Below are 19,762 nucleotides of genomic sequence, written 5' to 3' on the forward strand. Positions count from 1 at the left end.
CAGGTAAGATGGTGGCATGGGATTGCGCTTGGAGGAGTTGCTGCGGCTGACGGTGGCCGCGTTGATGCAGGTAACGGGTGAATCGCAGCGGTCGGTCGCAGGGGTGCTGGGACTGACGCAGACACAGGTGTCGCGCCGGCAGTCGGGCACCATCTCCTGGAGCCTGCGCGACGTCGACGTCCTGGCGGAGCACTACGGCATCGGCGCGCTGGATCTCCTGGCGGGTCCGACCAGAGCGTGCGAGGCGCTGCCCGCCGACAGGCGCCGTACCGCGCGGACCGAAGCAAGGGGGACGGGCCGGTGAGCGACTTCGACGCGATCGACTCGCTACTTGACGCCGTCGGCCCCCAGGCCGAACTCCCGCCCTGCCACGTGCGCCGCGAGCTGCGGGAGCGGGCTCGGCTGTCCAAGGCACAGGTGGCACGCGCGCTCGGCGTGAGCCCCTCAACCCTCAGCGGATGGGAAAGCGGCCGGGACCCGGCCGGCGAGATCCGCACCAAATACGCCTACCTGCTGGACGGGCTGAACGCCAAGCTCGCCACCGAGAGCGAGACCGAGACCGAGGCGGCGCCGACTGCGGAGCAACCCGTCACGTCAGGCACGGCCGCGACTGTCACCCCTTTGTCTTCGCTCGACCTCGGCCAGGACGAGGAAGGGGACGACGTGGAGCTGCTCGTCGCCCCTGAGCCCTGTGTGCTGTGCGGCCGTCCCGCCGGACAACGCGTGGCGGGGTTCGCTCAGCACCTGACCCCGGCCGACTGCCAGCCCACCGCCACCGGGGCCCCAGCTGCCCCGCTAGCCGGACAGCCCACCGCGCACACCTCGAAGGAGCCGCTGCGCACGACACGTCCGGCGCGTGCGACGGAGCGTTCCAAGGGCCCGGCCCGCCACGCGTTCCAGGAGACGTCCGGCCCGGTCGACCTGATCCGCGAGGCCGTGCAGGGCGCGCTCGCCGAGCACCAGGGCGACGTCGACGCAGCCACGGCGGCGCTGGTGAAGCGGGCCATCCCGGACGCGATGCGACTGCTGGACGAGACCCGTAAGGGCGCCCGCTACGACATGATCGCGCACCCCTGGATCCCCGACATCCTCAAGAAGCAGACCGCGCGCGGCGCGGACCAGATCTGGGAAGCCCGCCCCAAGTGGACCCGTCACGAACTCCCACCCGGCCGGCATCAGGTGACCGCGCTCGACATCAACGGCGCCTACCTCTCCGCCCTCAAGACGCACCTCCCCCTGGGCCAGCTCGAGCACTCCACCGGCCTCGCCCACGACCGCCGCCGCTCCGGAGTCCACCTGATCACCCCGCCCGAGTGGGAGCACGAGGCGGTGCTGCCCAACCCGATCGGCCAGCGGGACGAGCCCGGTCCCCTGTGGGTCACCGAGCCGACGCTCCGCCTCTTGCTGCGCCTGTCCGGCCCCAAGCACCAGCTGTGCGACCCTCCTCAGATCCACGAGTCGTACACCTCCGGGGCCACGGAGAACCTGCTGGAGAAGTTCCGCATCGCCCTGAAGGACGCCCGCGACACGGCGATCGAGCAGGGCGACACGGTGACGCTGGAGTACGTGAAGGCGATGTACTCGAAGTTCGTCTCCACGATGGGGGAGTCGAACTACAACCGGGAGCTCTACCGGCCGGACTGGATGCACCTCATCCGCAGCCAGGCCTTCGCCAATCTGTGGCTCAAGGCGCTCAAGGCCCATGACGAGGGCCTGGCCGTCGTCCGGGCGATGGGCACCGACGAACTCCACGTCATCGGTGACTGGCGCCGTGTCTTCGCCGAAGGCCGAGCTGTTACCGAGGTCAAGGTCAAGGACACGTACACCGCCGGAAGCGACGTCGCTGAGCACGCAGACGAGGGGGAGTAGTGCCAGAGAAGAACATCGACTTCGGACGGTTCGGCGCCCGGGGCATCAAGGGCAGCGACGCCGTCGCTCGCAAACTCGACGAACTCGCGGGCGGCATCGCCACTCCCGTGACCGCCAAGCGCGGCTGGATGGCGCGCCTGCACTACCTGGCGAAGTCGACCCCGACCCTGAAGGCCGCGCAGGACGCCGGACTCACCGTGACCCACCGGACGCTGAAGGCCTGGCTGGAGGGCAAACGCCGCCCCTCCAAGACCAGCCTGGAACGCATCGACCAGGCGTACCGGACGGTGCGCCGTCACAACGTCGCCCGCCACCTCCTCAGACGCCTCAACCGCGACGGACGCGGCACCCGGGTGGAGATCCACCCGCTCAACCAGTCCCAGGTGCCGCAACAGCTGCAGCGCGTGGTGGAGTACCGGACGATGAACGTGCGCCGCTGGGACCGCATCGTCGGCTCCTGGGCGGCCGGCGACCACCAGAGCCTCGACGCAGCGTGGCAGGACACGATCGTCGACCTCGGCTCGCAGTGGGGCCAGTACGAGTACGTCACCAACGTCGGCTTTGCCGCATAGAGCCCTGCTCTAGGAACTGCAGACTCGTAAGCGCTCGCGAGCCACTCACCTGCGGCATCCGAATGGGTAAGCAGTGCCGACGATGTAGTTCGTCGGCGGATCATGAGCAATCTGGTTGCAGCAGTTCAGCTGCTTCAGGGTAAGAGCGCTGTCCTGAATCGGTTCGCTTGTCTGGGCCTTCGGAGCGTGAAGGCGCTCAGCGGCTGGCGGCCAGATTCACGGCCGTCTCTTTGACCAGTTCGCGGACTAGGAGAAGAGCCTGGTCACACATCTGCAGTACATCCTGTTGAGCGCGGATCTTCGTCAGTGGCTTGGTCGTGCTCTGACCGACGTTCTCCATGTCGAGCCGGTGTGCAACATCGTTCCTGGCAGTGAAAAAGGCATCGAGGGCGGCAAACCGCGCCTTCGGGATCTGCTGGTTGGAAATGCCCAGCGAAGCGCCAGCGCGGTCACGGAGATCGCTACTTCCTTGGAAACTCGCCTTCGTCTTGCTTACGACGTAGAGGTCGAGCAGTGCGACACCAGGATCCTGCTCCTTCAGTGCTGCCAGGAAGTCCTCGTCTACGTGGGGAGTTTTGGCCTGCTGCTCGATGAAGCTCTCGTACTTGAGTCTCGGGGTGCCTGGTTGGGCGATCAGTACCGGCACTGAGTGATGAATCAGCGCCTGAACCGTGGCGTCCAGCCCGGCGGAAGTGAACACGATGGCCGCTCGCAGGAGGTCTTGGGCGTCGGAGTGCAGGCGCCCACGCGTCGTCCTGTTATGTTGCGCCGCGCGTGTCCGGCGAACCAGATGAAGCGTGTCGAACAGGCCGGAGACGCTGTCGTGGGTGCTCCGCAGCCGCCACCAGGCAGGTACGACCTCAGGGGCTTTGTAGGGCCGGTTCCCCAGGGGAGTGAGGACGAGCCTGGTGAGGTTCCCAGGCTCTTCAGGGGCCTCCGCGACTGCCTTGGCCGTCTCGCAGTGACTGCGACGCTGAGACTTGGCAGCGTCACCTCCGCTGTAGCAACGACAGCGCCTGGCTTCGCGGCTGCTGCCTCTTCCGGCTCGGCAGGTTCAGCATCCATGGATCCCCTCACGACGGCGTCGATCACCTCAGTGAACACCACCAAGGCTCCCCGCACGCCAGCTATTGCTCACGAACTGGTGATTTGCTCGCACAGTGCTCGTGATCACGCGGAATTGCTTACCAAGTCGTGGAACCTACACCTGCACCGGAACGTGGTCTTCGGCGGCTGCTGGGATGACGTACGGTGGGGGATACCGACGCGGGGTGGAGCAGCTCGGTAGCTCGCTGGGCTCATAACCCAGAGGTCGCAGGTTCAAATCCTGTCCCCGCTACTGCTGAAGAGGCCCGGATCTACACGATCCGGGCTCTTTCGTGTTCCTGGCACGAGCCCACGTCTGACTCTTGCCCGGCAGGGAGCCCGGCCGTCCTTGCTGCCTGACCGAGGTGATCGATCCCAGGCCGTTCTCGCTGGACGCTCTGCGGCGAACGGAGGGGTCGTCGGTGACGGTGCGCGGATCGCAGCGGCTGGCGTCTGCATACGGTGCAGGGTCGCCATGTGCGCGGTCCGCGCTGGGATCCCGCAGCACGTCCTGGTCTGCACAAAAGCCGGTCTGCGCATAACCGTCACCGAGCCGCCGTGCCGTGCGGGACCTGCGCCGTGGTCCACCTGGCCAGGCATGCCAAGCGCAGGCCTGGTGTCTGGGGAACAGCGGTAGTTCTACCGGCGATCGGCGCCATAGCACTGTGGCAGGGATTGGGCGCATTTTTGGAACGTTTGGACGAGGCGGCCGTGCCCCATCGGGTGGGATAGTCGGGGCCGCCGGGTGCGGCTGAAGTCGGATGAGGCAGGGTGAACGGCATGGTGACCTTGGCCAGCCCGTCGGTGGGCACGTCGGTACGCGCAGCCTCTGCGGCCCTGTTGGATCCTGCCGCGCTGTCTGTCTCGCTCCAGCTGATGGGCAGCCAGGCGCTGCTGTTCTACCGGTTTGACGAGGAAGAATGCGCACGCCGCGCCCGCGTCTCAGCGGCCCGCCTCGACAGACTTGATGCGCTGCAGACGCTTCTGGAGCTGCCCGTCGACGAGCCCGTTGCACTGGCGTCGCTGCCTGCACGGCTGCGTTCGGCGGTACGGCGGCTTCCGGCCGGTGCCGCCGACGTCGACCGCTGTGAGGTCACCCGTCGCGCGGTGCGGCCGCTCACCGTTGATCTCGCCGTGGTGCGGGCAAGCGCCGCGGGCTGGCGCGGAGGACTCGAGCAAGCCGGCCGTTTCGCCCCCTTCTGCCGGCGCGCCCTGCTGCTGGACAGCGCTCCACCTGCGCCTGAGGAGAAGCTGATGGAAGCCGCCTTCTACGGCATCGGCGTCCTGGTGGCCGACGGCGAGAGCGTGGACCTTCTTCTGGAACCCCGGTCCTACACCCCGCGCCGCCATACCCCCGCGGCATGGTGCTTCATAGAGGAGTTCCACCACCGCATCGGCTAGTCACGGCTCACCGCGCTCCGCGCCCGCCACCGGGCGTGCCGTCGAGGGGGCCTGCGGGCCGACGGGGGCCTGTGCCCACTGCAGCAGCTGCTGGGGCACCTTGAAGGCGCTGAACCCGGGATGGTCGAGTTCAGCGTTGAGCACCGGGTAGCGGTCCACCGCGCGCCGACAGCGCTGCTGCCACCACGCGGGCCGCCCGGTTGGCTCGACGGCGTCCATGCTGCGCAGCCACCCCATCAGCACCGCCGCATTGTGGGCGGCCGCCGGCACCTGCCAGTGATTGCTGACGAAAGTGTCCAGGACGAGCCCGTCGCAGGCCGCGCACCGGCACACCGGCGCCAGGCCCGCGGCGAACCTCTTCGCCAGCGTCTCGCCGAGGAAGAAGTCCATCAGCTCCGGCAGCAGCACGGAGGGCGAGTTCGGACCGCCCGGGGACCGCTTGGCCGCCTGGCCAGGCGGGACGATGTGCCGCACGCTGCTGGTGGCGCCGAAAGCGGTGAACGCCGCCCCGTGGGCCAGAGCCCCGAACGCCGCGAGGTCGGCACGCAGCAGCGCGGTCCCGGGGACCTCCGCCAGCAGCCGCTTGAGGTTGCCCACCGCCTGGGAGAAGCCGGCCAGCGGGTCCATCTGCCCGCCGAGCATGACCGCTTTGGGGTTCGGTACGACATTGAGCCAGGCGATCAACTGTCCGACAGCGTCGTCGCGCAGCCACGCCACGTCCACCGGCACACTGAAGAAGACGTGGGGGTCCTCGAGCTTGAGAACCTGGTGGACGGCGGCCTTGAGGGCGTCGGAGTCTTCCGCGTGCAGATATCCGGTGGGCGTCATGGCCGCCGTCGCGCCCGCACGGTGGCCCACCTGCTCCTCGATCGACAGCTGCAGCGGGTCGCCGAAGGCCAGCTGGCCTTGCGAGACGTCGGGAAATGGGTCGTCCTCGCTGGCCGCCGCCACGGTGTAGACGGCGGGATCCGCCAGCAGCGGTCCCGTGAACCCTTCCTCGCGCAGTTTGCGGACCTTCGCCGCCGCCCCTGCCCCGCTGACGACAAGCCCGCTGCGCACCGGATCGAGCTGCTCGCGGATATAGCCGACGCGGCTCACTCCGGCCTGCAGCAGCATCCGACCTCGCAACTGCTCGGGTACAGAGGGCGGTTGGGTGAGAGGAGGGTCGGGAGGCTCCGCGGGATCGGAACCGGCGCCCGGGCGCGGGGAGGGGAACGACTCAGTCATGGCCTCACCTTCGAAGCGGAATCCACCGCCGCGCCTTCGCGCGGGGCGTACAGCAGCTGGAAGTCCTCGGGCAGCAGCCGGGCACAGCGGGCCAGCTCTTCCTCGCTCATCCCCGCGGTCAGAGCGGAGCGGATCAGCCCGGGGACGTATCGGGGCCGCTCCCGGTCTATCTCGACCGGTTCGGCCGTGCGGTAGCCCAGCGCGGACATCTCCACCATCACACTGCGGTACTGCCAATCCGTGACGATGTTCAGACTCTGCGCCCGGCGCAGCAGCGCGGCCATCGACACCTTCCACTCCCGCTTCAGCCGGGCCAGCAGTTCCAGGTCGACGCGGGGCGCGAAGGCGGAGTGGATGTCACGCGCGGGCATGAGGAACTCGGCGGCGAATTCGTCGGCTTGCCGCTCCTGTATGGCGCTGTCGCCGGGGGACTGGTGCAGGACCAGGTGCCCCAGCTCGTGCGCCAGGCTGAAGCGGTAGCGGTCTGCGGGCGCGTGGTGGTTGGCCAGGATGAGCGGCGGCTGCGTGCCGTCCCACTGGCTGACCGCATCGAGCCGGCCGCTGCCCAAATCACGCGCGACCACCAGAACTCCAGCCGTCTCCAGGGATGCGGTGAGGTCCGCCGCTGGGCCCGGCGGCATGCCCCAGGCCTTGCGGACCTGCCGGGCTGCATCCTTGGCGGCGGTCAGGGCGTCGAGTGCGACAGTGGGAATGGCGGCGGCCCGCACGCCGAGACCGGCTCGGCACGCGGCGATGCCCTCCAACTGAACCCGTGTCAGGGCGAGATGGGCATGTTGGCGCCGAAGGGCGGAGACGGTCAACGACGCACGCTTGCGGTGGTGGACGAGCCCCACGCCGACCCCATGCACCTGCGGATCCAGACACAGCAGCTCCGGCGGATACCCCAACGCCGCCGCATAGAACTCCAGCCGCTCTCCTGAGACCGCCAGCCGGCCGCTCTCAGCGCGGCTCACGTACCCCTGCGACACCGCCGCGTCACCGCCGGAGGCCTTCATCATCGCCTCAGCCACGTCGGCTTGTGTCATGCCGCGGAACTCGCGGGCCACCACCAGCATCCCCGGCTGCGCCGAATGTACGTCGCTCACGTCGTACCACCTCAGATCAGACCTCAAAAGATTATCCTCAAATATTCCTCTGTGTATCGAAGTTGACAAAATTGACAGAACGTCAAGGCGGGTGGCTGGGGGATGGGCGGGCGGCGTGACGCCGCTCGTTCACGCGGATGACTGCTCCTGGAACCCGAGACGAGGCTCGATCGGCCGTGACGCCCTCGGCGAAGTGCTCCGCCATGGCGGCCGCGACGTCCCGGGTCTCGATCCTCCGCTCCCGACTCCCGGCCGCAGGACCGTGCTGTTCCGGTCCGCGCCGGTCAAGACGTACGCCGCGAGGCCGTGCCGGCGCAGCGCCCGGCTTCTGCGGGATGCGGCGTTCCAGCCCCGGCGCGGAGAGTCCCGCCTTGCCCCGAGCCAGACCCTAACTGACACAAAACGGGGAGCTGTAGCTTTGCGTCCCTCTAAGATGACTGCCTGCGATGAGTGCTCAGGCGCCTCATCCGCACGCGTAACGCCCGCACGCCACACCCCTGCCCGTCGCCCGGCGGAGCGGGGAGATACGGAGCAGCTCGACCGTGCACCTCATCCGCTTCTCCGCGTGCGGGTTCCGCTCGCTGACCCATGTGCAGGACATCCCGGTCAGCAGCCCGACGATCCTGGCCGGCCGCAACGACGGCGGCAAGAGCGCGGTCCTGGCCGCGCTGGCCTTCCTGCTGGGCGAGCACCGTCTGACGGACGAGGACCGCACCTACCAGCAGGACGAGGGCGTCAAGGGACAGCGCTGCGCGGAGACATGGGTGGAGGGCGTCTTCCGCTTGGACACCGTCGAGCAGGCCGCCGCCCCCTTACCGGCGGAGCTCCGCATCCGGCGCCGCTCACGGGCCGGTGAGGCGGCGTGCTGGGAGTTCTTCGGATCGCAGCCCGCCGACAGCCGTCTGCAGGGCCTGGGTCGGCTGATGAAGAAGGACCTGACTGAACTGGTCGCCGAGTTCGGACTTGCCCCGTCGGGCACGCTGAAGGAAGACCTGCTGGCCGCGCTCACCGCACACGCCGCGACCGTCCCGCAGACCGAGCAGTGGCAGCCGCTGCCGAAAGACCTCGAGGCACGGCTGCCGCGGCTGCTGGCGTTCGGCGGCAAGGACGAGAGCCCGGACGACGCGGTGCGCACCGCGCTGAGCAGCTGCTACGAGACCCACCTGGAGGACGAGACCCTCCAGGGACAGGTCCGGGAGATCGAGAAGGAGATCACGCAGCGGCTGGAGAAGGAAGCGGACTCCCTGTGCCGGCACATCCGCCAGCACTGCCGTGAGTTCGTCGGCGTGGAGGTCAAGCCCGAGGTCTCCTTCAAGGGCGGCTTCAAGAGAGCGCCGCTGGAGGTCTCCAAGGCCGACGGCGAGCCTGTGGATCTGACCCGCTCGGGCCAGGGCAGCACCCGGCGCATCGCCCTCGCCGTGTGGGAGTGGACCAGCAGCCTACTCGAAAGCAGTGAACTCGCCGCGACGGGGGAGCAGGACGAACCGCAGCCCACCCAGACCATCGTCGTCTACGACGAGCCCGACACCCACCTCGACTACCGCCACCAGCGCACCGTCATGGACATCATCCGCAAGCAGTGCGCCCTGCCCCACGTCAGCGTCATCGTCGCCACCCACTCGATGAACCTCATCGACGGCGTCGACATCGCCGACGTCGTCCACCTCAAGCTCAGCGACAGCGGCCGCACCCTCGTCGAGCGCCTCGACGGCGACACCCACGACGGCATCGACTTCCACCTCGGACAGATCGCCGCCGCGGTGGGACTGCGCAACTCCGTCCTGCTGCACGAACGCTGCTTCCTGGCAGTCGAAGGCCCCACCGAGCAGCAGTGCGTGCCCCTGCTCTTCCGCCTCTCGCAGGGACTGCCCCTGCAGGCGGCCGGCATCGCCCTGTGGGCCTGCGACAACAACGAAGGAGCACTCCACCTCGCGGGCTACCTCGTCAAGCACCATCGCACCGTCATGCTGATGGTCGACGCCGACAGCCGCGCAAATAGGCACTTCAAAACCGAGAAACTCATCAAAGCCGGTCTCGACCTCACCAAGCAGGTCTCGTACGTCGGCGAGAGCCAGGGCTACAACGAACTGGAAGAGCTCTTCAGCGACCTCCAGTGGGCAGCCGCCGCCAACGCCCACTGGCCCCGCCCCGAGGGCCAGCCCTGGAGCGCCGACGACTTCAGCGAGCACCGGGGCGGCAAGTTCAGCGAGCGCATCCTCTACATGATCAAACAGCAGGCCGCAGAGAGCAGCCCCAACGGCAAGGCCGACATGCTCTACGCACTGGTGTCCATGCTCACCACCCCCGAAGAGGTCCCCCAGCAGCTACGGGACATCTTCACCGAGGTGCAGGCCCTCGCCTGCTGACCTGCTGCTGCGTTCGCCGCTGCAGCATGCGCTCCTTGCGCTGCTCAGTGGTCGGCGCCGTCCAGGCGTGCCATCCGGCCTCCGCAGTCCATTGCCGCGCGTGCGCGCGGGCTTCGATTCCGCACCACCGGCAGCCCCCGGGCGCCACAGTGTGCTCGGTCCTGGCAGAACGCGATAACGACATCACATCCTCCTTCCCCCACTGCTTATCTTGCCTCCTGCCACTGACAATCACCCTGCGAGCCGCGTCCGGCTCCGCCACCCGGCGGCGCATACGAAGAAACCTTTCCCTCACGTGCCCCAAGCCCCCGAAACAAGACCGTTTATCGGGAAAACCGCCCGTAGCTCCCACCACTCTGGTTACGGTCTGTGCCCATGAGGTTTCTGCATACCTCGGACTGGCATCTCGGCTGCCGGTTCCACGGGGAAGATCTGATCGACCACCAGCGCAAGGTCCTGGACCACATCTGCGCCACCGCCCGCACCCAGAAGGTGGACGCCCTGCTGATCGCGGGCGACATCTACGACCGTGCCATTCCGAGCCTGGACGCGGTACGTCTGTTCGACCGGGCTCTGCACCAGCTTGCCGACCTTGGTATCCCCACCGTCATGATCAGCGGGAACCACGACTCGGCCCACCGACTCGGTACTGGCTCCGGCCTGTACGCCAAATCCGGCGTTCACCTGCGCACCGACCCCGCCGACGCTGCCCGCCCCGTCCTCCTCGACGACGAGCACGGTCCCGTCGCCGTCTACGGAGTGCCCTACCTCGAGCCCGCCCTGGTACGCACCCAGTTGGACGCAGAGACAGCCTCCCACCAGGCCGTTCTCACCTCGGCACTGGACCGCATCCGGACTGACCTCGCCACCCGTCCGGGCGCCCGCTCCGTCGTCCTCGCCCACGCCTTCATTACCGGTGCCACCACCAGCAAAAGCGAACGCGACATCGGCGTCGGCGGAGTCGCCCACGCCGGCGCCGACCTCTTCGACGGCATCGACTACACCGCCCTGGGCCATCTGCACCGCCCGCAGAGCGTCAACGACCGCATCCACTACAGCGGCTCCCCACTGGCCTACTCCTTCTCCGAGGCCAACCACACCAAATCGATCACCCTGGCCGACCTGCCGGCCGCCGGAGCCCCCACGATCACCCGCCACAACATCCCGGCCGACCTCCATCTGCCGCTGGCCCGGTTGACCGGCCGCATCGAGGATCTGCTGACCGACCCCGCGCACGAAGCTCTCAGCGAAGCCTGGCTGCAGGTCACCCTCACCGACACCGCCCTGCCGTACGAGGCGATGGCACGACTCAGACAGCGCTTCTCCAAGACGCTGGACATGCGGCACGTACCCGCTGGCATCCCGGCACAGGCCACCGACAGCCCCACCTACCGCGAACGGGTACGCGGCCGCGGCGACCTCGACATCGCCCACGACTTCATCACCGCCGTGCGCGGCACCCCACCCACCACCGCAGAGGCAGGCCTCCTGCAAGAGGCCGTCGACGACATGCGCGTGCGCGCCCAGGAGAAGGAAACCGTCTGACATGCGTCTGCACTCCCTGCGCCTGCAGGCCTTCGGCCCCTTCGCCCGCCGGCACACCGTCGACTTCGACGCCCTGTCCGCCGACGGCCTGTTCCTCCTGCACGGCGACACCGGCGCCGGCAAGAGCACCCTGTTCACCGCCATCTGCTTCGCCCTCTACGGCCTGCCGCCTCACGAACGCAACATGCGGCTGCGCAGCGATCACGCGCCCGCCAACCTGCTGACCGAAGTGACCCTGGAAGTAACCCTCGCCGGCAAGCGCCTGCAGATCCGCAGAATCCCCGCCCAGAAGCGACCCCACCTGCGCAACAGCGCAGAACTCGTCGACCAGAAGGCCGAAACCTACCTACACCAGTGGGTCCTCGACGAACACGGACACGGCCAGTGGGAAGGCATCATCAAGTCCCACAAGGAAGCCGCAGAAGAGATCAAGTCCCTCCTGCGCCTGACCCGCCAGCAGTTCTGCCAGGTCGTCCTGCTCCCGCAGAACGAGTTCACCAAGTTCCTGCGCGCCGACGCATCCGAACGCCGGGTCCTGCTCGGCACCCTCTTCGGCACCCGCCGCTTCGGCCTCATCGAAGAATTCCTCGCCAACCGCAAAACCCTCACCGCGAAGACGCGCGACGAGGCCCGCGCCGACGTCCTGCGCCTGGCCGAACGCATTAAGCAGGCAGCCGGCGACGACCTCGAACCCGCCCAGAACGCCCCCCGGGCCGACGACCCCGCCACCCTCACCGCACCCGCCCGCGCGTGGGCCAGCGCCCTGCACCACCAAGCCCTCACCCGCCAGTACGCCGCCGACGCCGCCACCGAGACCGCCGAGCAGCAGCTGGCGCAAGCCCGCCTGACAGAACAGGCCGTCCGCGACCTCCACCGTCTCCAGCAGGCCCACCGCACCACCGCACACGAGCTCGACCTGCTCCACGAGGAGGCCACCCGCCACGACCTCCTTGCCGAACGCCGCGACCGCGCTGTGAAAGCCCAGCAACTGCAACCCGTCCTGGAGACCGCGCACACCGCCGACCGCGAGCACACCCGTGCCCTGGACGAGGACAGCCGCGCCCGCGCCCTGCTGCCGCCCGAACACACATCCCTCGACGCCGCTGGCCTCACTCACGCCGCGCAGCAGCTGCACGCCGACACCGGCGCTGTCCAGGCGCTGCTGCCCGACGAGGCCACCCTCCAGCGCCACACGGCAGAACTGGCCGCACTCGACCGCGAGCGCCAGCAGCTCACCGAAACCCTCACCGACGCCCAGCAATGGCTCAACGCCCTTCCACAACGCTGCGCCGACCTTGCCGCACGTCTGGAAGCCGCCCGCAGCGCGCAGGAAACCAGCCGCGAACTCACCCCCACCCTCAACCTCGTTGAAAAGCAGCTGGAAGCCGCCAGGCGCCGTGACGCCCTCGACCAGCAGATCAGCGTCGCCCACAAAGTCCTCAGCCAGGCCGAGAAGGACTCCGAGCAAGCCGCGAAAACGTACATCGACATCCGACGCCGCCGCACGGACGGCATCGTCGCCGAGCTCGCCGGCCGGCTCGTGGACGGCGAAGACTGCCCCGTATGCGGTTCCCCCACCCACCCCGCACCCGCCACCGCCCAGCCAGGCCAGCCCACCGCCGCCGACGAACAGACCGCCGAAGCCGCCCACACCCGCGCCCAGCAGAACGAAAACAAGGCCAAAGAGGCCCTGGCCCAGCTGAACGAACAGGCCGCCACGGCCCGCGGTGAAGCCGGCGGCGACACCCCCCTTGCTGACCTCACCGCCCACCGCACGACCCTCGAACAACACCTCGCTGACGCCCTTGCCCAGGCATCCGACGCCGGACCGGCCGGCGAACAACTCGCCCTCCTGGAAAAGGAACAGGCCGACACCGAGCACACCCGCAACACCACAACCGCACGCCTGGGCGCCGCCGACGCCACCTACGACAGCCTGCACACGCAGCGCGAAGAGCTCACCCACCGCCTCGCGACCGCCCTCAACGGGCACGCCACACTCACCGACCGCATCACCGACCTCACCCAGCACGCCGGCCGCCTCGAGACCGCCGCCGCATGCGCGGCCACCGTGACAGCAACCGCCGCAAGCCGCCACAGCGCCGCCGCTCTCGCGGAGCAGGCAGCGCACGCGGCAGGCTTCACTTCCCCGGCCGAAGCCTCGGCCGCCCTCCTGCCCGACGATGAACTCACCGCGATCGAGAGCCAAATCACCCACTGGCGTGAACAGTGCCTCGTATTGACCGCCCGGCTCGCCGAACCCGAACTGCAGGCAGCCATCGCCCAGCCTCCGGCCGACCTCGAGCACGCCGTCACCGAACTGAACACCGCCACCGCAACCCATTCCCGCACGGCAGCCCTCGCCACCCAGGCCGCCGACCGCGCAACCGCCCTGGCCACCCTCACCGCTCAGATGGACACCCACATCCAGTGCCTGGAACCCCTCGAGGACACTTACCGCACCGTCGATCACCTCCACGGCCTCATCAGCGGCGGCTCACCCAGCAACCAGCTCCGCATGCAACTGGAGTCCTACGTACTGGCAGCCCGCCTTGAAGACGTCGTCGACGCCGCCAACACCCGCCTGTCACGCATGTCCCACCACCGCTTCACCCTCGTCCACTCCGACGACAGAGCCGCCCGAGGCGCCAAATCAGGCCTGGACCTCAAAGTCCTCGATGCCTGGAGCGGACACAAACGCCACACCGACACCCTCTCCGGCGGCGAATCCTTCTACGTCTCCCTGGCCCTCGCCCTGGGCCTGGCCGACATCGTCACCGCCGAAGCCGGCGGCCAGGCACTGGACACCCTCTTCATCGACGAAGGCTTCGGCACCCTCGACGAAGACACCCTCCACCAAGTCCTCGACGTCCTGGACTCCCTACGCGCCCACGACCGCACCGTCGGACTCATCAGCCACGTCCCCGAACTGCGCCGCCGCATCACCCAACGCCTGCACATCTCCAAGAACATCGACGGCTCCACCCTCACACACCTGACCGAAGCGGCCGAATGACCCCACGACGGACGCCCGACCCGCCCTCGCCGACGAAACGCAAGCCCCAGGCCGCGCACACTCACCGATCTGCAACCCGCCGTCGGCCCAAGGTATAGCCACAACCGCCGGGCTGCCCGTACCCCTCTCGGCCCCGCCGAGAAAGGCAGCCCCACAGCGCCCCCGCGTCCAAAGCCGCCCCCATCCCTGAAGGCACCCGACCGGCCTCCCATAAGGAGCGCATCGAACACGTACTGCTTCATGCCATTTCTGCATGTGATCGAAGTGACGGAAACAGAGCACTGCGGTGCATGAGCACCTGCATCGGCCACCACAGCCGTACCAGAACACGCCAGTCCAGTCCGCATGACAGGAATTTCCGCAGACCCGAGCACCACTGTCCCGCATGTTCGAACACTGCCGGACCCATGACCGCATCACGGCGCGTTTTCGAGGCACTGCCAAGGCCTCCACTGATCAAACCGGCGGATTTGTCAGTGCCCGCTGCTACACCAATTCCCAGAGATCAGACCGCAGTTGACGGCCTGACGACACGGAGGAGGAAGCAGTGGCGAAGCCGCCCGAGGGCTACTACAAGGTGCGAAGTCATTACCGGCGCAAACCCCGCCCCAGCGCGAAGAAACTGAGCGGCTGGTCGATCGCAGGGCTGATCGCGGTGGTGTGGCTATGGAGCCAGCTCATCGGCTTCGGAGAAGCCTCCCCGACAACACCGCAAACCCCAACCCCATCAGTGTCAGCGAGCGTGGGCCACTGATGCCCCGCCGCTCGCCCCGGCTGCGTCCACCCCGCGGCGGCAGGGAACAGGCCGCCGCCGCGGCCGTCGCCTGCGCCGCACTCTGGCTGCTGGCCAAGATCGCCACAGCCACATGGCAGGCAGCCGTCCGCATCTGGCCGTTGCTCGCCCTGCTTGCAGCTCTCGCCCTGGGGTACGCAGCCTGGAAGTTCATGCGCGAGGTACGGGCCCAGAAGGTGCGGGCCCAGACGCTGGCCCGGCTGCGGATCACGCTCGCACAGCTCGACGCCATGGACGACCGGGCCTTCGAATTCGCCCTGCGTGACCTGCTCCTCCGAGACGGCTGGAACGCACGACAGGTCGGCCGACAAGGAGACCAGGCCGCAGACGTCATCGGCGAGGACCGCCAACTCGGCAGAATCGTTCTGCAGGCCAAGCACACCACCGTCGCCGGCAAAGTCGGCTCATCAGTGATGTACCAGGTCAAAGGCACCGCAGGCCCCGTGCACGGAGCCGACACCGCAGTCGTGGTCACCAACGGCTCCTTCACCCGGGACGCCAAAACATGGGGCGAACGCCACCAGGTGCACTGGGTCGACCGGGACCGACTGCGCCGATGGGCCGAACACGGCACGCCCCTCCAAGACCTTCTGCGGCTGCCCACGGCTCGCAAGACAGCCCTCCGCCGGGCCGCATGAAATCAAGAGGGAGAGAACTCACCCCCACAAAACACAACCAATCGGAACGCCCGCAATCAAGAAGAGGAAGACCGGCCCTCTCTGGGCCCCACGGCGATCAACTCGCGCTCCACTCGGGCGCAACGTAGCCGCCATCATCGCCCGTGACCCACAACCGACGACGCAGATCACGGGGCGCGCGTGACCCACAGCGCGCCCCCGGCAACCAAGAGACACTGCGCCACACCCCCTCCGTACGCGAGAATGAACGCGAGTCAGCCCCTCACGCATGCCGAGGAAACGCGCGATGACCGCCAGTCCCACCGCAACAGAACACACCGGGCGTCTGGCCCTGCGCACCGACCAACAAGAGGGCCTCGCCAAGACAATCCGCCACCTGCGCCGCCCGCGCACCCGCGGACACGCCGTCTCAGCCTGCGGCACCGGCAAGACCCTCTTCGCACTGCGCGTCGCCGAAGAACTCGGCGTGCGACACCTGGCAGTGGCAGTGCCCAGCCTGGACCTGGTCGCGCAGTGGGCGGCAGCGGCTCGCGCGGACGGCCGCCAGGAGCCGATGATCACCATCTCCTCGCTGCGCGCCGAATCACACCCGCTCCTCGCAGAGGCCAAGGTCGAATCGGCCAACGCGGGGGAGTACCTGGCCTACTGGCTCGCCCGCCACCCCAAAGCAACGGTCTTCTTCACCTACGACTCGCTGTCCAAGATCGAAGAAGCCCAACACTCCGCGATCTTCCCCGCCCCCGTCTTCGGCCTGCTGATCGTGGACGAAGCACACGCCACGGCTGGCACCTGGGAGAAGAGCTGGACCGCGCTGCACGACAACGAACGCATCCCTGCCGATCGCCGCCTCTACCTCACCGCCACCCCATATGTGTGGGAAGCCCCACGCCTGACCGAGCCGCCCACCACCAGGGCGCAGCCCAAGCGCACCGCCGCCACAGCACCGGCCTGGGACGACCCGGCCCTGCTGGCCACCATGGACCAGCCGCAGATCTTCGGCCCCCGCCTGCACACCTACTCCCACGCCGACGCCATCGACGACGGCGTCCTAGCCGACTACCAGCTCGTCGTCCCCACCGTCACCGACACTGAACTGCACACCGCGCTCACCGATCCGGAAGCCGGGCCCACCGCGCGCCGCACCACCGCCCTGCACTTGGCCATCCTCAAAGCCATGCGCGAGCAGAACCTGCGGCACGTGTTCGTCTACTTCCAGCAGATCGCCGACGCCGCCGACTTTGCTCGCCAGTTCGCCCACACCCTGCGCACCCTCCCCGACGAACTGCGCCCCGACTGGGCGGACGACGTCGTCGTGCAGTCCATCGACGGCACCCACAGCCCCCGCCGACGCGCGGACATCATTGCCCGCTTCACCGACGCCGACCGGGCCGTGCTGGCCAACGCCAAGGTCCTTGGCGAAGGGGTCGACCTGCCGGCCGTCGACGCCGTCGTCTTCGCCGACCGCACCGCCAGCGTCCGCCGCATCGTCCAGGCCCTCGGCCGCGCCCTGCGCAAACCACCCACCGCCACAACGAAGACGGCCAGCCTCGTTGTCCCCGCCTACATCCCGCCCGGTGCCGACCCCACCGACCTCCTCGGCACCCCCTACGAAGCTCTCTGGCTTGTCACCTCTGCCCTGCGCCACCACGACCAGACCATCGCCGCCCGCGCCCCCCGGGCCAAGAACCAGCATCCCGCCCGCGATTCCCACACCTACATCACCCGCCGCTTCCGCTTCGACCACACCCTCGACCCCACCGCGATCGCCCGCGCTCTGGACCTGCTCGTCTGGCCCTCCCACGGCGCCGTCCTGTCCGCCCCCCGCCGCGCCGGCCTAGCCGCCGCCATCCGCTACCAAAGCGAACACAGCCACCTGCGCGTGAGCGCCGACTACGAGGACGCTTACGGCTACCGGCTGGGGCAATTCATCACCGGCCAGCGCACCGCCTACCAGGCGGGCGCCCTCGATCCAGCATGGATCGCCGAGCTCGAGGATCTCGGCATGATCTGGGACGACCACGAGGCTACCTGGCAGGGCCACCTGGCCACCGTCGAGGCTTTCCACGCCGAACACGGCCACCTTGCCATCCCCACCCAACTACCCGGCGGCCAGTTCCTTGCCGACCAGCGTGCCCTGGCCCGAAAGGACCGCCTCACCCCCGACCGCGACAACCAGCTCACAGCCCTCGACCCAGACTGGAAACTCCCCTACGGCCCCGACTGGCATCGCAAGTACCATCTGCTGCGCCGCCACCTGGAAGCCGGCAACCACCCCAGCACGCTGGGCCGCGACACGGTCATCCATGGGGTGAAGGCGGGCAGCTGGCTGCACCGCCAGTTCACCAGCTGGCACCACCTCGACCCCGGCCAGCGCGACCTGCTCGCCCGCATCGGAATCACTCCCGACCGCGCCCTCCTAGACCAGGAGCACGCCGCAGGCAGGCCGAGCACATCGCGGCGGCGCACGTTCGCGCAGACCACCGAGATCCTCGGGCTCTTCGTGGCACGATGGGGACGCACCCCCGGCGCCCGAGAGTGGATCGAGGTGGACGGCGACCGTGTCATGATCGGCCCCTGGCTCGCCAAGGTCCGCACCAAGCTGAACGCTGATCAACTTCCCTCAGAGCAAAAAGAGTTGGTGTCCGCCACCCTTGCCGAGCACGGCATCGCTCTGGTCCGTGCTCCCGGGACCATCGGGCCATCAAACGGCTGAGGTTTGGCCGCTGAGCTCAGTGCGGCGGCAGCCTCGTTTCGCGGCGCCCCGGGTCCCAGGGGCCGTTGCGTGATCACGTTTCGTCCGGAGTGCCGTGCTCGCCCGTCCTTGGAGGGGACATCCCGGTTCGGGCGGGTGCGGACGCAGTGCAGGCACGGTCTCAGTGATCATGTGAGTGTCGAAGTCCCATGAACACCTGGCGAGTCCGTGCCTGCTCCTGCATTTTCTCCCATGCCCACCGCGCTGGCCCAACTGGGCCGGACTGCCGCGCCGGTCCCGCTGGCGGACGCGGTCGCACTGTCCGGCTTCCTGGATCTGGTGCCCGACCCGCGAGGCGTCCGTGGCCGCCGCTACCGGTTGTCGGCTCTGGTCGCCGCGGCTGCGGCGAGTGTCCTGGCCGGTGCCCGCTCGCTCACCGCGATCACGGAGTGGATCAGCGACGTCCCTGCGTGGGCCTGCCGGGTTCTCGGCTTCCCCACCGACCCGTTCTCCGGCGCCGTGTCCGTCCCGCACCCCCACACCCTGCGCCGTCTGCTCGTCCAGCTCGACGGCGACGCTCTGGACCGGGCAATCGGCGACTTCCTCACCGCCCGCGCCACTCCGGCCGGCCCCGGACTGCGGGCGATCGCTGTTGACGGCAAGGCCCTGCGCGGCTCGCGCACCCAGGTCACCGGGCATGTCACCCTGCTCGCCGCGATGGACCACACCGGTCACGTCCTGGCCCAGCGGCAGGTCGCCGACAAGAGCAACGAGATTCCCGCTTTCCGGCCTCTGCTGGACGGCGTCGACCTGACCGGCACGGTCATCACCGCCGACGCGCTGCACACCCAGCACGCTCACGGCACCTACCTCCGCGAGCGCGGTGCCCACTACATTGCCCAGGTCAAGGCCAACCATCCCGGTCTGTTCGACCGCGTCCGCCGCCTGCCCTGGCGCGAGATCACGCTCGACCACTACGACCGCGCCCGGGCCCACCACCGCCTGGAGATCCGGCGGCTGAAGACCGCCGCCTTCGCCCACCTCGACTACCCCGACGCACGCCAGGCGCTGCAAGTCGTGCGCTGGAGGAAGGACTTCACTACCGGCAAGCTCACCATCGAGCGCGTCTACCTGATCACCAGCCTGCCGCCCGGCGCGGCTACCGGCGCCCAGCTCGCCGACTGGATCAGAGGGCACTGGAAGATCGAAAATCTTCTGCACCACGTCCGCGACCGCACATTCCGCGAGGACGACTCCAAAATCCATGCCGGCAATCTCCCGCGCATCATGGCCGGCCTGCGCAACCTCGCCATCGGCGTCCACCGTCAGGACGGTCACACCAACATCGCCGCCGCCCTGCGTCACACCGCTCGCGACTGGCGAAGGCCCCTGGCAGCCCTCGGCATCACCGGATGAATCCGGACAGACGTCGATCATGCAAGGGACCCTGC

The 19,762-nt window shown here is 68.6% G+C and carries 14 protein-coding genes and 1 tRNA gene; 12 read left to right on the top strand and 3 right to left on the bottom strand.

From position 1 onward, the window contains the following. The first annotated feature begins 16 nt into the window (after positions 1-16). The 3 genes from C4J65_RS35885 to C4J65_RS35895 are packed head-to-tail and all read left to right on the top strand — an operon-like array spanning position 17 to position 2,441. On the top strand, positions 17-304 hold the full coding sequence (locus C4J65_RS35885; RefSeq protein ID WP_115746212.1) for a helix-turn-helix domain-containing protein: 288 nt from the start codon (positions 17-19) through the stop codon (positions 302-304). Then, positions 301-1,869, top strand: coding sequence for a helix-turn-helix transcriptional regulator (locus C4J65_RS35890; protein ID WP_115746213.1), 1,569 nt, complete (start codon positions 301-303; stop codon positions 1,867-1,869). The genes C4J65_RS35885 and C4J65_RS35890 overlap by 4 nt, the downstream gene beginning before the upstream one ends. Beyond that, the gene (locus C4J65_RS35895) at positions 1,869-2,441 is read left to right on the top strand and encodes a transcriptional regulator (RefSeq protein ID WP_115746214.1); all 573 of its coding nucleotides are present in this window, start codon (positions 1,869-1,871) and stop codon (positions 2,439-2,441) included. The genes C4J65_RS35890 and C4J65_RS35895 overlap by 1 nt, the downstream gene beginning before the upstream one ends. A gap of 196 nt (positions 2,442-2,637) precedes the next feature. Here the strand turns inward: C4J65_RS35895 and C4J65_RS35900 are convergent, their stop codons facing one another. After that, on the bottom strand, positions 2,638-3,141 hold the full coding sequence (locus C4J65_RS35900) for a hypothetical protein (RefSeq protein ID WP_115746215.1): 504 nt from the start codon (positions 3,139-3,141) through the stop codon (positions 2,638-2,640). Between the two features lie 565 nt (positions 3,142-3,706). Here C4J65_RS35900 and C4J65_RS35905 point away from each other — a divergent pair. Further along, positions 3,707-3,780: transfer RNA gene (locus C4J65_RS35905), tRNA-Met, on the top strand. Positions 3,781-4,298: 518 nt separating this feature from the next. Further along, positions 4,299-4,928, top strand: coding sequence for a hypothetical protein (locus C4J65_RS35910; RefSeq protein ID WP_079187626.1), 630 nt, complete (start codon positions 4,299-4,301; stop codon positions 4,926-4,928). Here C4J65_RS35910 and C4J65_RS35915 read toward each other — a convergent pair whose 3' ends face one another. After that, complete coding sequence (locus tag C4J65_RS35915) at positions 4,929-6,044, bottom strand: hypothetical protein (RefSeq protein ID WP_115746217.1); 1,116 nt, start codon at positions 6,042-6,044, stop codon at positions 4,929-4,931. A gap of 107 nt (positions 6,045-6,151) precedes the next feature. Then, positions 6,152-7,261 carry an XRE family transcriptional regulator gene (locus tag C4J65_RS35920; RefSeq protein WP_240330607.1) on the bottom strand — a complete coding sequence of 370 codons (1,110 nt, stop codon included), beginning with the start codon at positions 7,259-7,261 and terminating at the stop codon, positions 6,152-6,154. A gap of 542 nt (positions 7,262-7,803) precedes the next feature. On the opposite strand from C4J65_RS35920, the gene C4J65_RS36275 reads away from it, so the two are divergent. From C4J65_RS36275 to C4J65_RS35960, 7 genes are all read left to right on the top strand, one after another. Then, positions 7,804-9,627 carry an AAA family ATPase gene (locus tag C4J65_RS36275; protein ID WP_162833518.1) on the top strand — a complete coding sequence of 608 codons (1,824 nt, stop codon included), beginning with the start codon at positions 7,804-7,806 and terminating at the stop codon, positions 9,625-9,627. 375 nt (positions 9,628-10,002) lie between these two features. After that, a complete protein-coding gene (locus C4J65_RS35935) occupies positions 10,003-11,172 on the top strand; it encodes an exonuclease SbcCD subunit D (RefSeq protein ID WP_115746218.1) in 1,170 nt (389 codons plus the stop codon). Position 11,173: 1 nt separating this feature from the next. Next, on the top strand, positions 11,174-14,188 hold the full coding sequence (locus tag C4J65_RS37150) for an SMC family ATPase (RefSeq protein ID WP_115746219.1): 3,015 nt from the start codon (positions 11,174-11,176) through the stop codon (positions 14,186-14,188). 547 nt (positions 14,189-14,735) lie between these two features. Further along, on the top strand, positions 14,736-14,942 hold the full coding sequence (locus C4J65_RS35945) for a hypothetical protein (protein ID WP_073729841.1): 207 nt from the start codon (positions 14,736-14,738) through the stop codon (positions 14,940-14,942). Continuing rightward, positions 14,942-15,619: a restriction endonuclease gene (locus tag C4J65_RS35950; protein WP_115746220.1), complete on the top strand. Its 678-nt coding sequence runs from the start codon at positions 14,942-14,944 to the stop codon at positions 15,617-15,619. The genes C4J65_RS35945 and C4J65_RS35950 overlap by 1 nt, the downstream gene beginning before the upstream one ends. A gap of 286 nt (positions 15,620-15,905) precedes the next feature. Continuing rightward, entirely contained in the window at positions 15,906-18,332 is a 2,427-nt protein-coding gene (locus tag C4J65_RS35955; protein ID WP_115746221.1) for a DEAD/DEAH box helicase, read from the top strand. 231 nt (positions 18,333-18,563) lie between these two features. Next, positions 18,564-19,727, top strand: a complete 1,164-nt coding sequence (locus C4J65_RS35960) for an ISAs1 family transposase (RefSeq protein WP_115741908.1) — start codon at positions 18,564-18,566, stop codon at positions 19,725-19,727. The last annotated feature ends 35 nt before the right edge of the window (positions 19,728-19,762 follow it).

Origin of the sequence: Streptomyces sp. CB09001, from assembly GCF_003369795.1 — a bacterium.
In the GTDB taxonomy this organism is placed as follows: domain Bacteria; phylum Actinomycetota; class Actinomycetes; order Streptomycetales; family Streptomycetaceae; genus Streptomyces.